The 17541-nt window shown below is 58.2% G+C and carries 18 protein-coding genes; 7 read left to right on the forward strand and 11 right to left on the reverse strand.

Features of this window, described 5'->3' with window-relative positions; all coding sequences use genetic code 11:
• Positions 1–2 precede the first annotated feature (2 nt).
• Both ACR0BF_RS15225 and ACR0BF_RS15230 read right to left on the reverse strand, forming a co-directional pair.
• Positions 3–1184, reverse strand: a complete 1182-nt coding sequence (locus ACR0BF_RS15225) for an aminotransferase class I/II-fold pyridoxal phosphate-dependent enzyme (RefSeq protein WP_480625237.1) — start codon at positions 1182–1184, stop codon at positions 3–5.
• 108 nt (positions 1185–1292) lie between these two features.
• The gene (locus tag ACR0BF_RS15230) at positions 1293–2621 is read right to left on the reverse strand and encodes an amidase (protein WP_480625238.1); all 1329 of its coding nucleotides are present in this window, start codon (positions 2619–2621) and stop codon (positions 1293–1295) included.
• A 52-nt stretch (positions 2622–2673) separates the two neighbouring features.
• On the opposite strand from ACR0BF_RS15230, the gene ACR0BF_RS15235 reads away from it, so the two are divergent.
• Entirely contained in the window at positions 2674–3936 is a 1263-nt protein-coding gene (locus tag ACR0BF_RS15235; protein WP_480606269.1) for an FAD-dependent monooxygenase, read from the forward strand.
• Here ACR0BF_RS15235 and ACR0BF_RS15240 read toward each other — a convergent pair.
• The 6 genes from ACR0BF_RS15240 to ACR0BF_RS15265 form a co-directional block, all read right to left on the reverse strand.
• Positions 3933–4118 (reverse strand): Trm112 family protein, encoded by a 186-nt coding sequence (locus ACR0BF_RS15240; RefSeq protein WP_209504973.1) that lies wholly within the window; start codon positions 4116–4118, stop codon positions 3933–3935. The two genes, ACR0BF_RS15235 and ACR0BF_RS15240, sit on opposite strands and share 4 nt — an antisense overlap.
• Positions 4115–4756 (reverse strand): LON peptidase substrate-binding domain-containing protein, encoded by a 642-nt coding sequence (locus ACR0BF_RS15245; RefSeq protein WP_480484107.1) that lies wholly within the window; start codon positions 4754–4756, stop codon positions 4115–4117. Before ACR0BF_RS15245 ends, ACR0BF_RS15240 begins: the two co-directional genes overlap by 4 nt.
• Before the next feature lie 26 nt (positions 4757–4782).
• Positions 4783–5697 (reverse strand): thioredoxin, encoded by a 915-nt coding sequence (gene trxA / locus ACR0BF_RS15250; protein WP_480506417.1) that lies wholly within the window; start codon positions 5695–5697, stop codon positions 4783–4785.
• Positions 5698–5772: 75 nt separating this feature from the next.
• Complete coding sequence (locus tag ACR0BF_RS15255) at positions 5773–6561, reverse strand: exodeoxyribonuclease III (RefSeq protein WP_480474141.1); 789 nt, start codon at positions 6559–6561, stop codon at positions 5773–5775.
• A 73-nt stretch (positions 6562–6634) separates the two neighbouring features.
• Entirely contained in the window at positions 6635–7027 is a 393-nt protein-coding gene (locus ACR0BF_RS15260; RefSeq protein ID WP_480625239.1) for a GFA family protein, read from the reverse strand.
• Positions 7028–7265: 238 nt separating this feature from the next.
• Positions 7266–7952 (reverse strand): response regulator transcription factor, encoded by a 687-nt coding sequence (locus ACR0BF_RS15265; protein ID WP_171724917.1) that lies wholly within the window; start codon positions 7950–7952, stop codon positions 7266–7268.
• 162 nt (positions 7953–8114) lie between these two features.
• Between ACR0BF_RS15265 and ribA the strand changes: the two genes are divergently transcribed.
• Both ribA and ACR0BF_RS15275 read left to right on the forward strand, forming a co-directional pair.
• The gene (gene ribA, locus ACR0BF_RS15270) at positions 8115–9206 is read left to right on the forward strand and encodes a GTP cyclohydrolase II (RefSeq protein WP_480625240.1); all 1092 of its coding nucleotides are present in this window, start codon (positions 8115–8117) and stop codon (positions 9204–9206) included.
• Positions 9203–9703 carry a L,D-transpeptidase family protein gene (locus tag ACR0BF_RS15275; RefSeq protein ID WP_480625241.1) on the forward strand — a complete coding sequence of 167 codons (501 nt, stop codon included), beginning with the start codon at positions 9203–9205 and terminating at the stop codon, positions 9701–9703. The genes ribA and ACR0BF_RS15275 overlap by 4 nt, the downstream gene beginning before the upstream one ends.
• Here ACR0BF_RS15275 and ACR0BF_RS15280 read toward each other — a convergent pair.
• Both ACR0BF_RS15280 and ACR0BF_RS15285 read right to left on the reverse strand, forming a co-directional pair.
• Positions 9687–10346, reverse strand: a complete 660-nt coding sequence (locus tag ACR0BF_RS15280; RefSeq protein ID WP_480625242.1) for a YggS family pyridoxal phosphate-dependent enzyme — start codon at positions 10344–10346, stop codon at positions 9687–9689. The two genes, ACR0BF_RS15275 and ACR0BF_RS15280, sit on opposite strands and share 17 nt — an antisense overlap.
• Positions 10347–10445: 99 nt before the next feature.
• A complete protein-coding gene (locus tag ACR0BF_RS15285; RefSeq protein ID WP_480625243.1) occupies positions 10446–11465 on the reverse strand; it encodes a porin in 1020 nt (339 codons plus the stop codon).
• A gap of 281 nt (positions 11466–11746) precedes the next feature.
• Here ACR0BF_RS15285 and ACR0BF_RS15290 point away from each other — a divergent pair, with 281 nt between their 5' ends.
• From ACR0BF_RS15290 to holA, 4 genes are all read left to right on the forward strand, one after another.
• Positions 11747–12232, forward strand: a complete 486-nt coding sequence (locus tag ACR0BF_RS15290) for a DUF3576 domain-containing protein (protein ID WP_480476837.1) — start codon at positions 11747–11749, stop codon at positions 12230–12232.
• A gap of 72 nt (positions 12233–12304) precedes the next feature.
• Positions 12305–14842 carry a leucine--tRNA ligase gene (gene leuS, locus ACR0BF_RS15295; protein ID WP_480625244.1) on the forward strand — a complete coding sequence of 846 codons (2538 nt, stop codon included), beginning with the start codon at positions 12305–12307 and terminating at the stop codon, positions 14840–14842.
• Complete coding sequence (gene lptE, locus ACR0BF_RS15300; RefSeq protein ID WP_480625245.1) at positions 14829–15320, forward strand: LPS assembly lipoprotein LptE; 492 nt, start codon at positions 14829–14831, stop codon at positions 15318–15320. The genes leuS and lptE overlap by 14 nt, the downstream gene beginning before the upstream one ends.
• The gene (gene holA / locus ACR0BF_RS15305; RefSeq protein ID WP_480625246.1) at positions 15317–16345 is read left to right on the forward strand and encodes a DNA polymerase III subunit delta; all 1029 of its coding nucleotides are present in this window, start codon (positions 15317–15319) and stop codon (positions 16343–16345) included. The genes lptE and holA overlap by 4 nt, the downstream gene beginning before the upstream one ends.
• Before the next feature lies 1 nt (position 16346).
• Here the strand turns inward: holA and ACR0BF_RS15310 are convergent, their stop codons facing one another.
• Positions 16347–17531: a TIGR03862 family flavoprotein gene (locus tag ACR0BF_RS15310; RefSeq protein ID WP_480625247.1), complete on the reverse strand. Its 1185-nt coding sequence runs from the start codon at positions 17529–17531 to the stop codon at positions 16347–16349.
• Between the last annotated feature and the right edge of the window lie 10 nt (positions 17532–17541).

The raw sequence follows: 17541 nt of genomic DNA on the forward strand, positions 1-17541 counted from the left end.
CCTCACGTATAGATGCAGTCGCGGAGTGTGATCAGACCACGCTGCAACTCTGTTTTTGGGGCTACCAATGCAACCCGGATAAAGCCTTCGCCCGGGTTATTTCCCGGATCGCCTTGTGAAAGATATGCGCCAGGAAGAACCCGAACCCCGGTTTCCTTCCAAACCTTCAATGCCGCGTCCTCGCCATTCTCGACCGGCAACCACAGAAAGAACCCGGCCTCTGGCGACATGTAACCTTGCACGCCCGCAAACACCTCATCAGCAATGGCGTATTTCTCCTGATAGAGCGCGCGGTTTTGCTCGACATGTATCTCATCCGCCCAGACGCGCGCGGCGGCGGCTTGCAAGGGCAAAGGCAGTGGGGACCCGGCATAGGTGCGCAGCTTTTTCACCTGGCTGATGGAATTTGGTCCACCTGCAATCAGGCCCGAACGCAAACCGGCCAGGTTCGAGCGTTTGGACAAGGAATTAAACAGCGTGATCCGTTCGGGATCAGCCCCCAGTTCCTGCGCGACAGTCAGAACCCCTGTCGGGGCTTGGTCACGGTAAATCTCAGAATAGCACTCGTCGGCAAAAATGCGGAAATCGTAAGCCTCGGCCAGACGGATCAGGTCAGCCCAATAGTCACGCGACGCAACTGCACCCTGCGGGTTGGCCGGGGAACAGACATAAGCCACCGCAGTTCGGTTCAGCACATCTTCGGACAGGCTGGAATAATCCGGCAGATGACCTGTCGCAGCGGTTGCAGGGACAAAATAAGGTTGCGCACCCACCGAAATCGACGCGACCATGTAGACCTGATAAAATGGGTTCGGGCACAGGATGATCGGTTGTTTGCCATTCTTCTGTTCCGGGCACAGCGCCATGGCCGCATTATACAGCCCCTCACGTGTGCCGTTCAGCGCCATGACGTTGGTGTCAGGGTCCATTTCGACCCCATAGCGCCGCTTGATCCAGCCCGTGATTGCACCGCGCAGGTCTTCCGAGCCTTCGTTCGGCGGATAGCCCTGAAACCCGGCCGCGTTTTCCATGATGACATCCGTCACCCAGGCCGGAAAGTCATGCGTGGGTGCGCCAATCGTCATATGAACGACGTCACCGCCCGGTTGATGGTGATCCAACAGGGCGCGCAAACGCGGGAATGCATATTCCGGTAGGTTCGAAAACCGCTCGGGGAAATCCATATTACTGCCTCAATATCGGGGTCATTTGCGCCCCGTTTTTTTGGCAGATTACAGCCCGCATACCTCTTCGTCCAGACAAAGAGGTTCCGAATCAGTGGATTGTGGCATTCAGGCCAATGCCGATTCTGCCGCTGACCCCAACCGCAACAGGGCCTCTTCCGAGTTCGGATACCCCATCATCATCAGCCCGCAACAGGGCGTTCCGGTGGGCAGGGTCAGCGCCGCAAGCCCCATCAGGTTGCCGATCCGCGTATTGCGAAGGGCCAGCAGGTTTTCAGTCACGTAATAGTCGTGATCGGTCATCAACCGGTCCAGATTGGGTGGCAGATTGGGAACGGTTGGCGCAAGAACGGCATCGAACCCGGCGGTGGCGGTATCCCATGCCGCGCGACAGGCTTCCAGCTTCGACCACGCAGCGACGTAGTCCGGACCGGATACGTCTTTTCCAGCCCGGAACCGTTCCAGTATCGGAGGATACATTACATCAGGATTCGCTTCGATCACATCTCGCCACAGTCCGTACGATTCAGTGGGATCGACAACACTAGACAGGGACATTGCGTTGTGAAGTTCGGGAACCTCAAGAGGTATAACCTTTGCGCCTGCGTCTCGAAGTCGTTCCAAACCAACCTCATAAGCGACTCGCGGTACATCGCGCAAATCGTCTTTAACCACGTTTTGCAAATCTGCAAAACGGCGGCCTTTCAAGTTTGCACCTCGCAGATCGGCAGGCGTTCCGCCCTCAAGCAAAGCCAGCATATGTGCTGCGTCTTCAACTGAGCGCGCCAAAGGGCCCACCGTGTCAAACCGAAGGCGCAGAGGTACAACCCCTTCCAAACTTATCCGCCCGGCGGTGGTTTTTAGTCCAACCAAATTGTTCCAAGCCGATGGGATGCGTACTGACCCAGCAGTATCGGACCCGATACCCCCAGCTGCCAAACCCCACGCAACCGAAGCCGCCGCGCCTGAAGATGAACCGCCAGGCACGGCGTCCTCATCGTCAATGCAAGGCGGCGTACCAGTGATCGGGTTCAATCCAAGGCCGGAAAAGGCCAGCTCGCTCATATGCGTCTTACCCAGACAGACCGTTCCCATCTGGGTTGCGTTGCGTACCACAAGTGCATCCGCGTCCGGCACCCGGTCTTTCAAAAGCGCCGACCCGGCCTCGGTCGCAGTACCAGCGGTGTCGAACAGGTCTTTCCAGCTAATGGGAACCCCATCCAGCAACGACCGCCGCAATCCCATCTTCGCGCGTTGCTGCGCGGCTTCGGCCTCGGCGCGGGCGCGGTCATGGGTGACGCGGGCATAGATGCGGTCGCGGTGCGGATGGGCGTCTATTGCGGACAGGTAGGTTTCCGTCAATTCAACCGGATCGATCTGGCCCATCCCAATTCCACGGCCCAAATCACACGCCGTCATGGTCAACCAATCCTGCATCCCGCCCCCTCCTGCTTTTTGGCTTGAAAGAACGGTAGCGACAGGACTGCACATGGACAATCCCGAAAGGGCGCGCATATTGCAGGGCATGACACAGGCATCTGACATTCTGATCGTGGGCAGCGGGCTGAACGGCCCGGCTTTGGCATTGGCTCTGGCACAAACCGGACATTCGGTCACAGTGATTGATGCGCTGGAAGAGAAGGTCCGCAAGAATGCGGCATTCGACGGGCGAGCCTATGCGCTGGCCTTGGCGTCACAGCGCTTGCTGGCTGCCATCGGTGTCTGGGACCGCGTTGCGGAACACGCCCAACCGATGCTGGAGATCAAGGTCACAGACGGCCACGCCGGTACAGGCCCGTCACCGTTTTTCATGCATTTCGACCACGCCGAAATAGAAGAAGGCCCGATGGGGTATATGGTCGAAGACCGTCACCTGCGCCGCGCCTTTCTGGACGCTATGGCTGATGAGCCCCGCATCACTCAGCTGAGTGGCAAGACTGTTGTGTCGCAACAAGCCGACACCACTGGAGTGACCGTGACGCTGGACGATGGTTCGACTGTGAACAGCAGCCTGCTGGTTGGGTGTGACGGCCGCCACAGCGGCACCGCGCGCCGCGCAGGTATCAAGCGCACAGGTTGGGAGTATGGCCAGACCGCACTTGTCTGCGCAATTGAACACGAGCTGCCGCATAACGGCATTGCCCATCAGTTCTTCATGCCGCCAGGCCCCTTGGCGATTCTGCCGCTGACCGGCAATCGCAGTTCCATTGTATGGAGCGAACGCACCAAGGCCGCGCAACAGATCAACGCCCTGCCCGAGGGCGACTATCTGCAAGTCCTACGCCCACGGTTCGGCGATTTCCTAGGTGAAATCCGCCTGGCAGGAGATCGTTTCACCTATCCTTTGAACCTGACCATCGCCAATTCCTTTGTCGCTGATCGTCTGGCACTGGTCGGGGATGCCGCCCACGGGATGCACCCGATTGCCGGTCAGGGCCTTAACGCCGGTCTGCGTGATGTCGGCGCGCTGGCAGAGGTTCTGACCTTGGCAGGGCGGCGCGGCGAAGACATCGGGTCGCTTATGGTGCTGGAACGCTATCAGGAATGGCGCAGGTTCGACACCGCTGCTCTTGCGATGGCAACGGATGTTTTCAACAAACTGTTCTCGAACGACAACCCGTTGCTGCGCATTGGGCGAGACGTTGGTATGGGAATTGTCGGCGCACTGCCGGGGTTGCGGCGCGGTTTCGTCCGCGAAGCCGCCGGTTTGACCGGAGATTTGCCCAAGCTGCTGCAAGGGCAGCCAATTTAGTCCAGCTGCCGTGCCTCGTCGACCAGCATGACCGGAATGCCGTTGCGGATGGGAAATGCCAGACCTGCGGCCTGTGACACAAGTTCCTGCCTTTCGGCGTCATAGCGCAGGGTCGTTTGCGTCTGCGGGCAGACAAGAGCTTCGAGCATGCGGCGATCAAAGGCGTGTTCAGGGTCAGTCATTGCAGTTTTTCCTCATTCGATCCGCCTCGCATTGCGAATTCTATCAATGTCATCAGCGTCTCGCGCCGTGTGCGCAGGCAAGGGGCCTCTAACAGGGCCTGTTTATCTTCCGGATCGAAGTCCAACAACATGGACAGCGAGTTCACCAGCAATTCATCCTCGGCATCTTTCAGCGAATCCCAATCGGTGGACAATTGCCGGGACGAAAAGAAGCGTTCCAGCAAAGCCAGGAACTTGGTGCGGTTGAATCTGTCGTCGTTTTCGGCCTTGCCCAGATCCCTGTCAAAGCCGTCCCACGAGACTTCGCATCGCCGGTATGGCGTGAAAGCGTCCAACTCTGACACCACGCGGAACCGGGACACACCGGTCAGCGTGATCAGATAACGACCATCTTCCGTTTCGGAAAACTGGGTCACACGTCCGACGCATCCGATGCGGTGCAGTTTGTTCTCATCATGGGCCGAAGGATTTGGCTGGACCATCGCAATCAGCCGTTCCTTGGTCTTGAGCGCATCGTCCAGCATCTGCAAATAGCGCGGCTCGAAGATGTGAAGCGGCAAGCGCGAGCGGGGCAACAACAGCGCCCCGGGCAAGGGGAAAACGGATACGGTGTCCGGCAGATCGGCGGGATGCATCATGTCCCAATTCTAGCTCTGATCAGAAATTAGGCAAATATCATCGAGCTGAGTTTGCGGCGACCGTTCAGAACGATCGGGTCATTGGGCTTGAGCGCATCAAAGATCGTGAAAAGCTGGGTCTTGGCGGCCCCGTCATCCCACTCACGATCCCGGCGGAACAATTCCAGCAATTGCGCCACGGCTTCTTCCACTTCGCCGTTCGCATGCAATGCCTGTGCCAGGTCAAACCGGGCCTGAAGATTTTCGGGGTCTGCATCAACGGCCGCTGTCAGATCAGCCACCGGACCTGCATCAGCCGCTTGCTTGGCCAGCTGCAATTGCGCATGCGCAGCCTCGACCTCGGCCGAGTTGGATATTTCTGCCGGTGCACCGTTCAGGATGGCCTCGGCATGCTCCAGATCGCCAGTGGCGATATGTGCCCGCACCAGCCCGCCATATGCTGCCGCGTGGTTCGGGTCTTCGCCAAGAACGGCGGCAAAAGTCTGCGCGGCATCTGCCGCTGCGCCTTCGCTCAGCATTTCTTCGGCGGCAATTACCGCGTCATCCAATTGACCACCGGGGCTTTCCCCACCTGACGCCTCGATCACGCGGTCTACGAAAGCCTTGATCTCGGACCCCGGCAGCGCGCCCTGAAAACCGTCCACGGGTTGCCCTTTAAAAAACGCGTAGACCGTTGGAATCGACTGGATGCGCATTTGCGAGGCGATCATCTGTGCCTCGTCCACGTTGATCTTGACCATCTTCACCGCGCCTTTGGCGGCGGTAACAGCGTCTTCCAGCATCGGGCCCAGCGTCTTGCACGGGCCGCACCAGGGTGCCCAGAAGTCAACGATAACAGGCGTTTCCTGCGAAGCTTCGACCACATCGACCATGAAAGTGGCCTCGGTCCCGTCCTTGATCAGATCGGTGGCTGGGGCGGCTGCGCCGTTCAGGATGTCCATGGCAATCACTCTTTCGTTCGAACTTGCGCTCTATATGCAATCGCTTGTCGCAGAAACCAAGGGCAGAGTTTCAGTTCAAATGTCGAAAGTCGCAAAGACCGGCGCATGGTCGCTGGGCTTCTCCCACCCACGCGCATCCCGCAGAATACGGCTGGAATGGCCCGCATTCGAAATATCGGGCGTGGCCCAGACATGATCCAGCCGCCGCCCCTTGTCTGCCGCATCCCAGTCGCGGGCCCGGTAGGACCACCAGCTGAAAAGCTGCCCTTCGGGAATATCCTGCCGGGTGATATCGACCCAACCACCCGCGTCCTGGGTCTCGGCCAGATGTTCCACTTCAATCGGAGTGTGCGAGACGATCTTGAGCAATTGTTTGTGTGACCAGACGTCATCTTCACGCGGGGCAATGTTCAGATCGCCGACGAGGATGGATTTTTCCGGCTTTTCTGCGTGGAACCAATCGCGCATGCCCGTGAGATAGTCGAGCTTTTGGCCAAATTTCTCATTCACTTCACGATCTGGCACATCACCGCCAGCGGGGACATAGAAGTTGTGGATCGTGACACCATTCTCCAACCGCCCGGCTATGTGGCGTGCGTGGCCGAGATCTGCGAAATCCATGTCGCCCACCTCCTCTATCGGCAGGCGGGACAGGATGGCGACGCCATTATATCCTTTCTGGCCACGGGCAATCATGTGGGTATAGCCCAGCTCCGCGAACCCTTCGGTCGGGATCTTTTCAACCGGAGACTTGCATTCCTGCAAACACAGAACATCCGGTGCCTCTTCTTCCAACAGTTTCAGCACGATAGGTTCGCGCAGTCGGACCGAGTTGATGTTCCAGGTGGCAAGTGTGAATGGCATGGCGAGGATTCCTCTGTCGCGATTTGGCGAAGGTTAACGCGGTGGGGGGTGGGGTGCCATCAGAAAAGAAAAGCTAGGACGGGTGGCTTTCATTTTGGGGGGCATCGTCGCAAATCTCGTACCAGTCCGGCTTTTCCGAAATAAATTCGTGAAACTGAACTTTCTGCTTTAACCCAGTATCCAATGCGTTTGCAGCGATTGGAAAACTGTCTGCTTCTGAAGTGATTTCGCCCAAAGATGTCCCGCATTTCGTGCAGAAACACCTGCCGTATTTGTAAGGCGGATCAGGCTGGTGCAGCGTTACGTTTTCCCTTCCCCGAACCCACACCAAGTCTTCTTTGTTGACAAATACGACTGTGCTGGCCCCGGCTTTTCTGCATCTTGAACAATGGCAGGTTCCCATCACGGATGGTTGAGACTTCAGGTTAAACTTCACCGCCCCGCACAAACAGCTTCCTTCGATCATCACGCGCTCCTCCAACCTTTCGCAAGAATTAGAACATTACAGGAACAAAATGGATTCCGCAACGCCTGTGACGGTATAGGCGGCGCATGATCTCGCCCTTCAGAAAAGAAAAAAGCCGGGCCATTCGGCCCGGCAGTCCAACAGGGAGGTGCATGTCATAACCCGGACATGCGCGGGTTGGGAGTAACCTAATTATGAGTACAGGGTATCACTTTGATCCAAGTCAATCCACACCCAGTTAAGACACCAGCCTATATCCACCGGATTCTGTGACCAAAAGGCGCGCATTTGACGGATCGGGCTCAATCTTCTGACGCAGGCGGTAGATGTGGGTTTCCAGCGTATGCGTTGTAACACCGGCATTATATCCCCAAACTTCGTGAAGCAGCACATCCCGCGCCACCACGCCGTCAGTCGAGCGGTACAGGAATTTGAGGATGTTGGTTTCCTTCTCGGTCAGGCGGATTTTTCTGTCCTCTTCCGTGATCAGCATCTTCATCGCCGGTTTGAACGTATAGGGGCCAAGTACAAATACAGCGTCCTCGGATTGTTCGTGCTGTCGAAGCTGCGCACGGATGCGTGCCAGAAGCACCGGGAATTTGAATGGTTTCGAGACATAGTCATTCGCGCCGGCATCCAGGCCCAGGATCGTATCGGCATCGCTGTCATGACCGGTCAGCATCAGGATCGGGCTTTTGACACCCTGTTTGCGCATGAGGCGGCACAGTTCGCGCCCGTCGGTATCCGGCAGACCCACATCAAGAATGACCAGATCATAGATCGCTTCGCGCGCGCGCTCCATGGCAGAGTGACCGTCCGACGCCTCGAACACGTCAAAGTCTTCGGTCATGACAAGTTGCTCGCTGAGCGCCTCGCGCAGATCCTCATCATCGTCCACTAGCAGGATTTTCTTGAGTTGAGCCATTTCCCGGTCCTCCAAACGCTTCTCCATCACTTGCGCGTGGAATATGCAATCAACAAGATTTGCTGCAACCGTTTCACGCCTTCGTGTCAGAGTTCGCGGAAATGTTTCACATTTCCTTTCGAAAGAGCTAGGAGAAAGATTGAGCGTTATAGGGTAACATTGATGAGTCTCATCCCCGACATCACGGAACTTCTCGCCCGGGCCCGGGCCGATCTGCGCATGGGCGTTCCCGTTGCACTGACTGATGACAGCAGCTTCAGCGTGCTTGCGGTTTCTGCCGAAACGCTCAGCCCGCAGCGTCTGGCCGACCTGAAAAAACTAGGGAGTCCGGTGGTGGCCATAACTGGGCGACGTGCTGAAACCCTGAAAGCGCGGGCGTACGACGGGGATCTGGCGCGTGTATCGATCCCGGCGGATGCGGATATCGCATGGGTACAGGCGGTTGCCGATCCTTCCGACGATCTGAACGCGCCCATGAAGGGCCCGTTGATGACCGAGCGGCACGGTAATGCCAATCTCCACCGTATCGCAATTGCATTGGCCAAATCCGCGCGCATCCTTCCCGCTGTGGTCGTGGTACCTGTCGAGGACGGCAGGGCATTTGCCGCGTCGCACGGTCTGACATGCATTGATCACACGCGCGCCACACCTCATCTGGCGGATCGCAGCACTTTGCACGAAGTCGTCGCGGCCCGCCTTCCGATGGAGGTGTCCGAAGCAGGCCGGTTGCACGTCTTCCGACCTGAAGACGGTGGTGAAGAGCACTACGCCGTCGAGATCGGACGCCCGGACCGCGACAAGCCTGTGCTGGCCCGATTGCATTCTGCCTGTTTCACCGGCGATCTGATGGGAAGCCTGAAATGTGATTGCGGCCCGCAACTGCGCGGTGCCCTGGAACAGATGGGGGCAGAAGGTGCAGGCGTTCTTTTGTACCTGAATCAGGAAGGGCGCGGTATCGGTCTGGCCAACAAAATGCGCGCCTATTTCCTTCAGGATCAGGGTTTTGACACTGTTGAGGCGAACCACAGGCTGGGTTTTGAGGACGATGAGCGCGATTTTCGGCTTGGGTCGGACATATTGAAGTCGCTGGGCTTCAATTCTGTCCGCTTGCTGACCAACAACCCGGCCAAGATCGCCATGATGGAGCGAACAGGTATCGCAGTAACCGAGCGTGTCCCTCTGAGGGTTGGCGAAACCTCTCACAACCGGGGATACCTGGCAACCAAGGCCAAGAAATCAGGGCATCTGCTTTGACCCCAGGCGATCTTGTTCTGACCCCGCGCGGCATCCGGTTTCTTGGCAGGGAGTTCCCTTGCTCCGTGGGCAAAGGCGGGTTGAGCAACGCAAAACGCGAAGGCGATGGCGCGACCCCAACTGGACATCATCGAATCGTCGGTATGCTGTACCGGGCCGACCGAATGGCCGCCCCCAGCAAATGGGCCCGTGCCATTGGCCCACGGGACTTGTGGTCTGACGACGTGTCTGAAAGCAGATACAACCACATGGTCAGCGCACCCTATGCATTCAGCCACGAAAAGCTGCGCCGCGCCGACCCGTTATATGATCTGATTCTGTTGACCGACTGGAACTGGCCAAACGCGGTTCCGGGCAGAGGGTCAGCGATTTTTCTGCACCAATGGCGCAGACCCGGTTATCCAACCGAAGGCTGCATTGCCTTTCGCCGGGATCATCTGCACTGGATCGCAGGGCGCATTGCCCCCGGATCACGGCTGATCATTCCTGAGGTTTAACCCGTTCGCCAAAGATGGCCGAGCCAACGCGCACATGTGTCGCGCCAAGGGCGATGGCCTGTTCGAAATCTTGACTCATTCCCATAGACAATCCATCAAGCCCGTTGCGTGCGGCGATTTTGGCCAATAGCGCAAAGTGCAAAGCCGGCTCTTCATCGACCGGGGGAATGCACATCAATCCACACACAGGCAGATCCAATGACCTGCACTCGGCAATGAAACCATCCGCGTCCGCAGGAAGGATACCGGCCTTTTGGTCTTCCTCACCGGTGTTGACCTGAATGAACAGGTCCGGACAGGTTCCCATTTCCTGTGCCAAACGCGCCAGTGTCTTGGCCAGTTTGGGTCGATCTACCGAATGGATCGCATCGCACAGTTCCATCGCGTGACGGGCCTTGTTGGTCTGCAACGGGCCAATGAGGTGCAGATCAATACCCTCGAACTGTTCTTTGAACGCGGGCCACTTGCTTGCTGCTTCCTGCACGCGATTCTCGCCAAAACATCTGTGCCCCTGCTCAAGAACCGCCTGCACCCTTTCATTCGGCTGCACTTTGGACACGGCAATCAGTTTGACAGAACCAGCCGGTCTGTCCGACCTGGCTTCGGCTTTGGCGATACGTGCGGTGATGTCTTGCAGCGACATGGGACCCTCATCCTGTTTTGCGCAGAAAAACACCAAGTCGGCGCAAAAGAAAAGGGCGAGTCCAAAGACCCGCCCTTAAACCTTGCGGTTCAGATCAGCTTAGAAGTTGAACTGAGCACCGAAGTCAGCAACCATGGTCGAGTCTGTGCAGCTGTCACAGTCGTTGACACCGATACCACCGCGCAGCGATGCACCGCCGCCCAGGTCGTAGATCGCGCCAAGAGCAACCTGCTGAGTATCAGCAGACGCGTTACCGTCGCCGTAAGCGAAGATCAGGGTTGTTGCGGCGCCAACGTTGTAGGTTGCCGACAGACCCCATGCGGTGCCGTCAGTTGCTGCAACCTGAGTTGCGTCGTCTGCAACAAACAGAGTACCGCCGAAGTCACCCCATTCACCACCCAGGGTCAGAACGGTCAGGCTCGGATCGCTTACACCAGCAACACCAGCGTCGGTCTGGCCGTAGGCCAAAGCAGCTGTGATGTTGTTGAAGGTGTAGGTTGCGCTGATGTCCCAACGGTCTGCACTAATAGGTGCACCGTTCAGAGCTACAGTCGCTTGGTCGTACGATGCGCCAAACGAGAAGTCACCAACCGAGTACTGGAAGAACACGGCGTTCGAACCCGAACCGGTCGACGAGTAACCCAGGAAGCTGTAGTCAACGCCCGAGTACTGACCTGCGAACAGTTCCAGACCTACTTCGTTGCCGTAGTAGTTTGCCAGGTTGTCGAAGGCACCTGCAACGTTACCGGCGTCAACACGCAGGCCACCGTAGATGACCGAGAAGCGTGCGCCGTTCAGACCGGCAGAGTTTGCTTCGCCGGTGCTGCTGTTTTCGTCAGCTTGCAGACGAACGCGGCCTTCGAAACGAACGCCACCGTCGGTTTCTGCAATGCCGTCGATGTTCAGACGGAAGCGCGAGACCAGGATCGCGTCGTCAGTTTGAACAACAGCAGTACCAACGCCTGTCGCGGTACCGGTTGTCTGGATGTTTACAACGGTACCGCTACGATCTTCAACGTAGCCAATACCAAAGCGGCCATAACCGCTGAAGTTAACTTCAGCTGCTGCAACGCCTGCGGTCGCGATCAGCGCCGTCGATGCGAAGAGAACTTTTTTCATCTTGTTTCCCTCGGTTTCAAAAGAGTTATCTACTCGACATATGCCTCGGCACATGTCTCAGCACGGACACCGTTTCGCTCTTTTTGCCCCCTTTGCGCAAGCTTGGCATAAAGACGTCAGCGTCATTGAGGTCAAATTGGTGCAAGGATGCCACAGTCAGTTTTCGCCCCGATGCAGCTGATACACTTACATTTCAGAAGAATGGGCTTGTTGCAGCGGGGGTCCTTGGCTAGGAGTATCCCCTGAATACTGTAGAACATGTGAAACAGGACCTGTTTGCAATGCGCCTGCCGACGATTTTGGGAATGATCCTGCTGACCGCTGCTCTTTCAGCATGTGGGCAGAATCGAAACGCTTCAACAACATACTCCCCCAACATCGCTGGCGGCAATTCGGACGAACAGGAGCTGAATGACCCCGAGCGGGCAACTATCTGGGACATCTTTGACCGCAGCACCGCCGAACAGACAACAAACGTGAACCGGTATCTTTGGGCGGCTTCGCTGGATGTGCTGAGCTTCCTGCCAGTGCAAGAGGTTGATCCGTTTACCGGTGTAATCGTAACGGGTTATGGCACGCCTCCGGGCGGCGGCCGATCCTACCGGGCAACTGTTCATATCAGCGATCCGGCGCTTGCCGCGCGCTCTTTGTCGGTTGCGCTGCAATCAAGCGGGGGGGCTCCTGTGAGTGCGGCAACATCCCGCGCAGTCGAGGATGCGATTCTGTCGCGCGCCCGGCAACTACGCATAGCAGACAACAAGTTCTAGCAACCCGACGAAAATCACAATATTACCACGCCGGGTTCCTACCCGGCGTTTTCATTCACGAAGGACCGCACAATGTCGCGCTACTCGGCCACTGAAATCGAAGCAAAATGGCAGGAGGCCTGGGACAAGGCCGGGATCTTCACCGCTAACCACAAGGCGGACAAGCCGAAATACTATGTGCTTGAGATGTTTCCCTACCCGTCTGGCCGAATCCATATGGGGCATGTGCGCAACTATACGATGGGTGACGTGATCGCCCGGCACAAGCTGGCGACGGGCCATAACGTGCTGCACCCGATGGGCTGGGACGCATTCGGGATGCCTGCGGAAAATGCCGCGATGGCCATCGGGGGTCATCCGAAGGACTGGACCTACAGCAACATCGCCGACATGCGCGACCAGATGAAACCACTTGGCCTGTCCATCGACTGGTCTCGTGAGTTCGCGACCTGCGACCCCGAGTATTACGGCCAGCAACAGGCGCTGTTCCTCGATATGCTCGATGCCGGGCTGGTCTATCGCAAAAACGCTGTGGTGAACTGGGACCCGGTCGACATGACCGTTCTGGCCAACGAGCAGGTTGAAAATGGTCGTGGCTGGCGTTCGGGTGCATTGGTAGAGCGACGCGAGCTGACCCAGTGGTTCTTCAAGATCTCGGACTATTCCGAAGAATTGCTGGATGCGCTGGACACTCTGGACAACTGGCCCGCCAAAGTGCGCCTGATGCAGGAGAACTGGATCGGCAAATCCCGTGGTCTGCAATTCGGCTTTGAACGCACAGACGGCGGCGATCCGATCACCGTCTATACAACCCGGCCCGACACGCTGCTGGGCGCATCTTTCGTTGGCATCTCGCCCGATCACCCGATCGCAAAACAGCTTGAAGCCGAAAATCCAGAAGTGGCTGAATTCGTGGCCGAATGTCGCAAAGGTGGTACCACTGAGGAAGCCATAGAAACCGCCGAAAAGCTGGGCTTTGACACAGGCATCAAGGTCAAGCACCCGCTGGACCCGAGTTGGGAACTGCCGGTCTGGATCGCCAATTTCATCCTGATGGATTACGGCACGGGCGCAATCTTTGCCTGCCCTGCGCATGATCAGCGTGACCTCGACTTTTGCCGCAAATACGGCCTTCCTGTGGTCGACACATTCTTTGCACTGGATGACGACACGCCGGTCGACAAAATCGCATTCGTCCCGCCGAAAACCGAGAAAGTCCGCTGGGTGAACCACTTTGCCGGTTTGACCGAAGCGACAGGCGAAGAAGCCATCAACGCCACCGTCGATTTTGCTGAACAAGCCGGTTGGGGCGAGGGTGTCACCAAATACCGTCTGCGGGACTGGGGCCTCAGCCGTCAGCGCTATTGGGGGTGTCCGATTCCCGTCGTGCATTGCGAAAGCTGCGGCGTGGTGCCCGAGAAAAAGGAAAACCTGCCGGTCCGCCTGCCTGACGATGTCACATTCGACAAACCCGGCAACCCGCTGGACCGCCACCCGACCTGGCGCGATTGTTCCTGCCCCTCCTGCGGTGCTCCGGCCAAGCGCGAAACCGACACGATGGATACCTTCGTCGATTCGTCGTGGTATTTCGCGCGCTTTACCGCTCCGCGTGCGGAAACACCCACCGATCTGGCTGAGGCCGAGTATTGGATGAATGTCGACCAGTATATCGGCGGCATTGAGCACGCGATTCTGCACCTGCTATATTCCCGGTTCTTTGCGCGGGCGATGCACCTCACCGGGCACTTGCCGAAGAAGGCCATCGAGCCGTTCGACGCGCTGTTCACGCAAGGCATGGTGACGCATGAGATTTACCAGACGCGCGACGCCAACGGCCGCCCGGTCTATCACCTGCCCGAGGATGTAACCAACGGCAAACTGGCCGATGGCACAGAGGTCGAAATCATCCCTTCAGCCAAGATGTCGAAATCCAAGAAAAACGTGGTCGACCCGGTCAGCATCATTTCGGCCTTTGGGGCCGACACGGCCCGCTGGTTCGTGTTGTCCGATTCGCCACCCGAGCGGGACGTGGAATGGACGGCGGCAGGGGCCGAAGCCGCCTATAAGCACTTGAATCGCGTTTGGAACCTGTGTGACAGGATCGGCGCCATGGACGCCGATGCAGCGGGCGAAGGCGATGAGGATCTGTTGCGCGAGATGCACAAAACCATCCGCGACGTGACATTGGGTGTCGAAAGCTTTGGCTTCAACGCAGCCATCGCCAAACTGTACGCCTTCACCAATACACTGGCAAAATCCAAGGCCGGTGCGGCGGCTCAGAAACAGGCAATTAAAACACTGGCCCAGTTGATGTCGCCGATGACGCCACATCTGGCGGAAGATATCTGGGCGCATCAGGGCGGTGAGGGCCTTGTGGCTGTCGCCCCGTGGCCCGTCGCGGATGAAGCGATGCTGGTTGATGACACCGTCACCCTGCCGATCCAGATCAACGGCAAGCGTCGCGCGGAAATCAGCGTTCCAAAAGATATGGACAAAGCCGAGGTTGAAAATATCGCGCTCAGCACCGAAGCTGTCCAAAAGGCGCTGGATGGCAACGCGCCGAAGAAAGTTATCGTTGTTCCGGGCCGGATCGTGAATGTCGTTGTTTGATCGCAGAACATTGCTTGTTATGCCGCTGGCGCTGGCTGCCTGCGGCTTTCAACCGGTTTATGCTCCGGGTGGGTCGGGCTCTGCCTTGTTCGGTCGGGTGGCGGTATCTGCGCCAAATACCGTTGAAAGCTATCTTCTGGTTCAGAACCTTGAACAGCAACTGGGCCGCAGCGCGGGCTCTGTCAGCGATTACGCTCTGGATGTTCAGGTCTCGACCGAAACCCGCGGCGCGGCCATCACCACGACGAACGAGACAACGCGGTACACGATTGATGGACGGGCCCAATACGCGTTGAAATCCAATGAGACCGGGCAAGTCGCAGCATCCGGCACCGTAACCGATTTTGTGGGCTATTCTGCTTCGGGCTCTACCGTGTCGACGCTGGCTGACGAACGCGATGCGAAAGAACGCCTGATGGTGATCCTGTCCGGGCATATAGTGAACCGCCTGTATTCAACACCGGGCTTGTCCAAATGAAGTTGAGCCCGCGCGAGGCTGACGGGTATTTCGCCAAGCCGGATTCGGACAAGACCGGGCTGCTGATCTATGGTGCGGATGCCATGCGGGTGGCGCTTAAACGGCAGCAGGTTCTGGCCGCCCTGCTTGGTCCTGGTGCGGATGAGGAAATGCGCCTGACCCGCCTGCCGGGTGGCGACTTGCGCGGCGATCCGGCGTCTCTGCTGGACGCGGTCAAGGCGGTTGGGTTTTTCCCCGGCCCGCGCGCGGTGTTTGTGGAAGACGCCACCGAAACCGCCTCGCCTGCGATTCTGGCCGCACTTGAAGATTGGACCCCCGGCGACGCTCAGATCTTCGTGACGGCTGGTCAGCTGAAACCAAACTCAAAAATCCGCAAAGCGTTCGAGGGGCATCCTGCGGCCTATGCGATAGGCATTTATGACGACCCGCCATCGCGTGCAGAGGTCGAGCGGGTTCTGACTGAGGCGCACCTGAATAACATCCCCCGCGATGTCATGTCTGCCATCAGCGAACTGGCCAACAGTCTTAGCCCCGGTGACTTCACCCAAACCATTGAGAAACTGTCGCTTTACAAGCGCGGCGACAACTCTGAGTTGACCATGGAAGACATCGAAGCCTGCGCCCCGCGTTCGACCGAGGCGGCGCTTGACGACGTGCTGAACGTGGTTGCAGAAGGCCGCGCCGGTGAGATCGGACCGCTGATCCGGCGGTTGCAGGCACAGGGTACCAACGGGGTAACTCTGTGTATTGGGGCAACCCGGCATTTCCGCACCCTTTATGCCTGCGCCTCGGATCCCGGTGGTGCGGCGCAGGGTATCGGCAAGTTGCGTCCGCCGGTTTACGGCAAACGGCGTGACCGTATTCTGCGTCAGGCACAGGGCTGGGGCGCGCCCAAGCTGCAAACTGCTCTGAGCGTTCTGACGGATACCGACCTCTCCCTGCGATCCGCCGGACAGACCGCCCCCTCAATGGCACTGGTCGAGCGCGCAATGATTCGTCTGGCGATGCTTGCGCGGTCGCGCTGAGTTACTTGCCCTGATCCAGCCAATCGGCAGCGGCCCGACCGGCCCAGCGGCCAGTGGCAAGACAGGCTGTCAAAAGATACCCCCCGGTCGGCGCTTCCCAATCCAGCATCTCACCGGCGCAGAACACGCCCGGCATGGTCTTCAGCATCAGCCCGTCACCCAACGCGGATCGTTTCACGCCACCTGCCGTCGAAATGGCCTCATCCATCGGTCGCAGCCCCGCGTGCAGGATTGGCAGTTTCTTGAAGACCGCCACTTCGCCGGGCAGCGGCAAGTGACTGCGTTTTGCCATCTCGTGAAACACGGCGATCTTCTGCGGTGACAGGTTCAACGACTTTCTCAACCATTGCGAAAGTGTGGTTTTCGACTTTCTGGAAGACCAACGCGCCTGCAAGGACTGCTGTTCCAGGTCGGGCACCAGATCGACAAAAAGTAGCTGCCCTTTGCGCAAAGCAGGGGTGAGAGTGTAAAGCCCCCCTCCCTCCAGCCCGGTTGCCGAGATCGCAGCCTCGCCGCGGCTATCCAGGTCACCGGCCATCCACCGAACCGATTTCAGCGCCGCCCCGAAGTGTGGCTGCATATGAGTGCTCCAATCCACCGACAGGGCTGAGTTCGCAGGTTCAAACGGTGCCAGTTCGACGCCCCTGTCAGACAGGATTTGCGCCCAATGACCATCCGACCCAAGGCGGGCCCAGCTGGCCCCGCCCAGCGCAAGCACGGTTACAGCAGCAGTCAGGTTTTGCGGCCCGTCCGGTGTGTCGAATACCAGCGCATCAGCTTCCCAACCTTTCCATCGCCAACGGGTTTTGATCTCAACCCCGGCTGCGCCCAGTCGCGCAAGCCATGCGCGCAGCAAAGGCGACGCCTTCATGGCCTCGGGAAAAACCCGCCCGGTAGAACCTGTAAATAATGTCTGTCCCAATCCACGCGCCCAGTGCTGCACGGCTTGCGCGTCAAAGGCGGTGATCATCGGGCGCAACCAGTCCGCCGCATCGGCATAAGACCGCATCAGTGTCTCAGGCGGTTCGTCCTTTGTCAGGTTCAGCCCCGATTTACCAGCCATCAGAAATTTGCGCGCAACCGAGGGCTTGGCTTCGGCAACCAGCACGGAATGCCCGGCCTCGGCCAGTTGCTCGGCCGCCATCAACCCTGCGGGGCCTGCTCCGATCACGACTGCCTGCGCCATTCGCACCCTC

It is taken from the genome of Ruegeria sp. AG7 (genome assembly GCF_056541545.1).

Excerpts from the sequence above, each read along its gene's own strand:
- ACR0BF_RS15225 (WP_480625237.1), bottom strand. The coding sequence starts at position 1,184 with ATGGATTTCCCCGAGCGGTTTTCGAACCTACCGGAATATGCATTCCCG.
- ACR0BF_RS15230 (WP_480625238.1), bottom strand. The coding sequence starts at position 2,621 with ATGCAGGATTGGTTGACCATGACGGCGTGTGATTTGGGCCGTGGAATT.
- ACR0BF_RS15235 (WP_480606269.1), top strand. The coding sequence starts at position 2,674 with ATGGACAATCCCGAAAGGGCGCGCATATTGCAGGGCATGACACAGGCA.
- ACR0BF_RS15240 (WP_209504973.1), bottom strand. The coding sequence starts at position 4,118 with ATGACTGACCCTGAACACGCCTTTGATCGCCGCATGCTCGAAGCTCTT.
- ACR0BF_RS15245 (WP_480484107.1), bottom strand. The coding sequence starts at position 4,756 with ATGATGCATCCCGCCGATCTGCCGGACACCGTATCCGTTTTCCCCTTG.
- trxA (WP_480506417.1), bottom strand. The coding sequence starts at position 5,697 with ATGGACATCCTGAACGGCGCAGCCGCCCCAGCCACCGATCTGATCAAG.
- ACR0BF_RS15255 (WP_480474141.1), bottom strand. The coding sequence starts at position 6,561 with ATGCCATTCACACTTGCCACCTGGAACATCAACTCGGTCCGACTGCGC.
- ACR0BF_RS15260 (WP_480625239.1), bottom strand. The coding sequence starts at position 7,027 with ATGATCGAAGGAAGCTGTTTGTGCGGGGCGGTGAAGTTTAACCTGAAG.
- ACR0BF_RS15265 (WP_171724917.1), bottom strand. The coding sequence starts at position 7,952 with ATGGCTCAACTCAAGAAAATCCTGCTAGTGGACGATGATGAGGATCTG.
- ribA (WP_480625240.1), top strand. The coding sequence starts at position 8,115 with ATGAGTCTCATCCCCGACATCACGGAACTTCTCGCCCGGGCCCGGGCC.
- ACR0BF_RS15280 (WP_480625242.1), bottom strand. The coding sequence starts at position 10,346 with ATGTCGCTGCAAGACATCACCGCACGTATCGCCAAAGCCGAAGCCAGG.
- ACR0BF_RS15285 (WP_480625243.1), bottom strand. The coding sequence starts at position 11,465 with ATGAAAAAAGTTCTCTTCGCATCGACGGCGCTGATCGCGACCGCAGGC.
- ACR0BF_RS15290 (WP_480476837.1), top strand. The coding sequence starts at position 11,747 with ATGCGCCTGCCGACGATTTTGGGAATGATCCTGCTGACCGCTGCTCTT.
- leuS (WP_480625244.1), top strand. The coding sequence starts at position 12,305 with ATGTCGCGCTACTCGGCCACTGAAATCGAAGCAAAATGGCAGGAGGCC.
- lptE (WP_480625245.1), top strand. The coding sequence starts at position 14,829 with ATGTCGTTGTTTGATCGCAGAACATTGCTTGTTATGCCGCTGGCGCTG.
- holA (WP_480625246.1), top strand. The coding sequence starts at position 15,317 with ATGAAGTTGAGCCCGCGCGAGGCTGACGGGTATTTCGCCAAGCCGGAT.
- ACR0BF_RS15310 (WP_480625247.1), bottom strand. The coding sequence starts at position 17,531 with ATGGCGCAGGCAGTCGTGATCGGAGCAGGCCCCGCAGGGTTGATGGCG.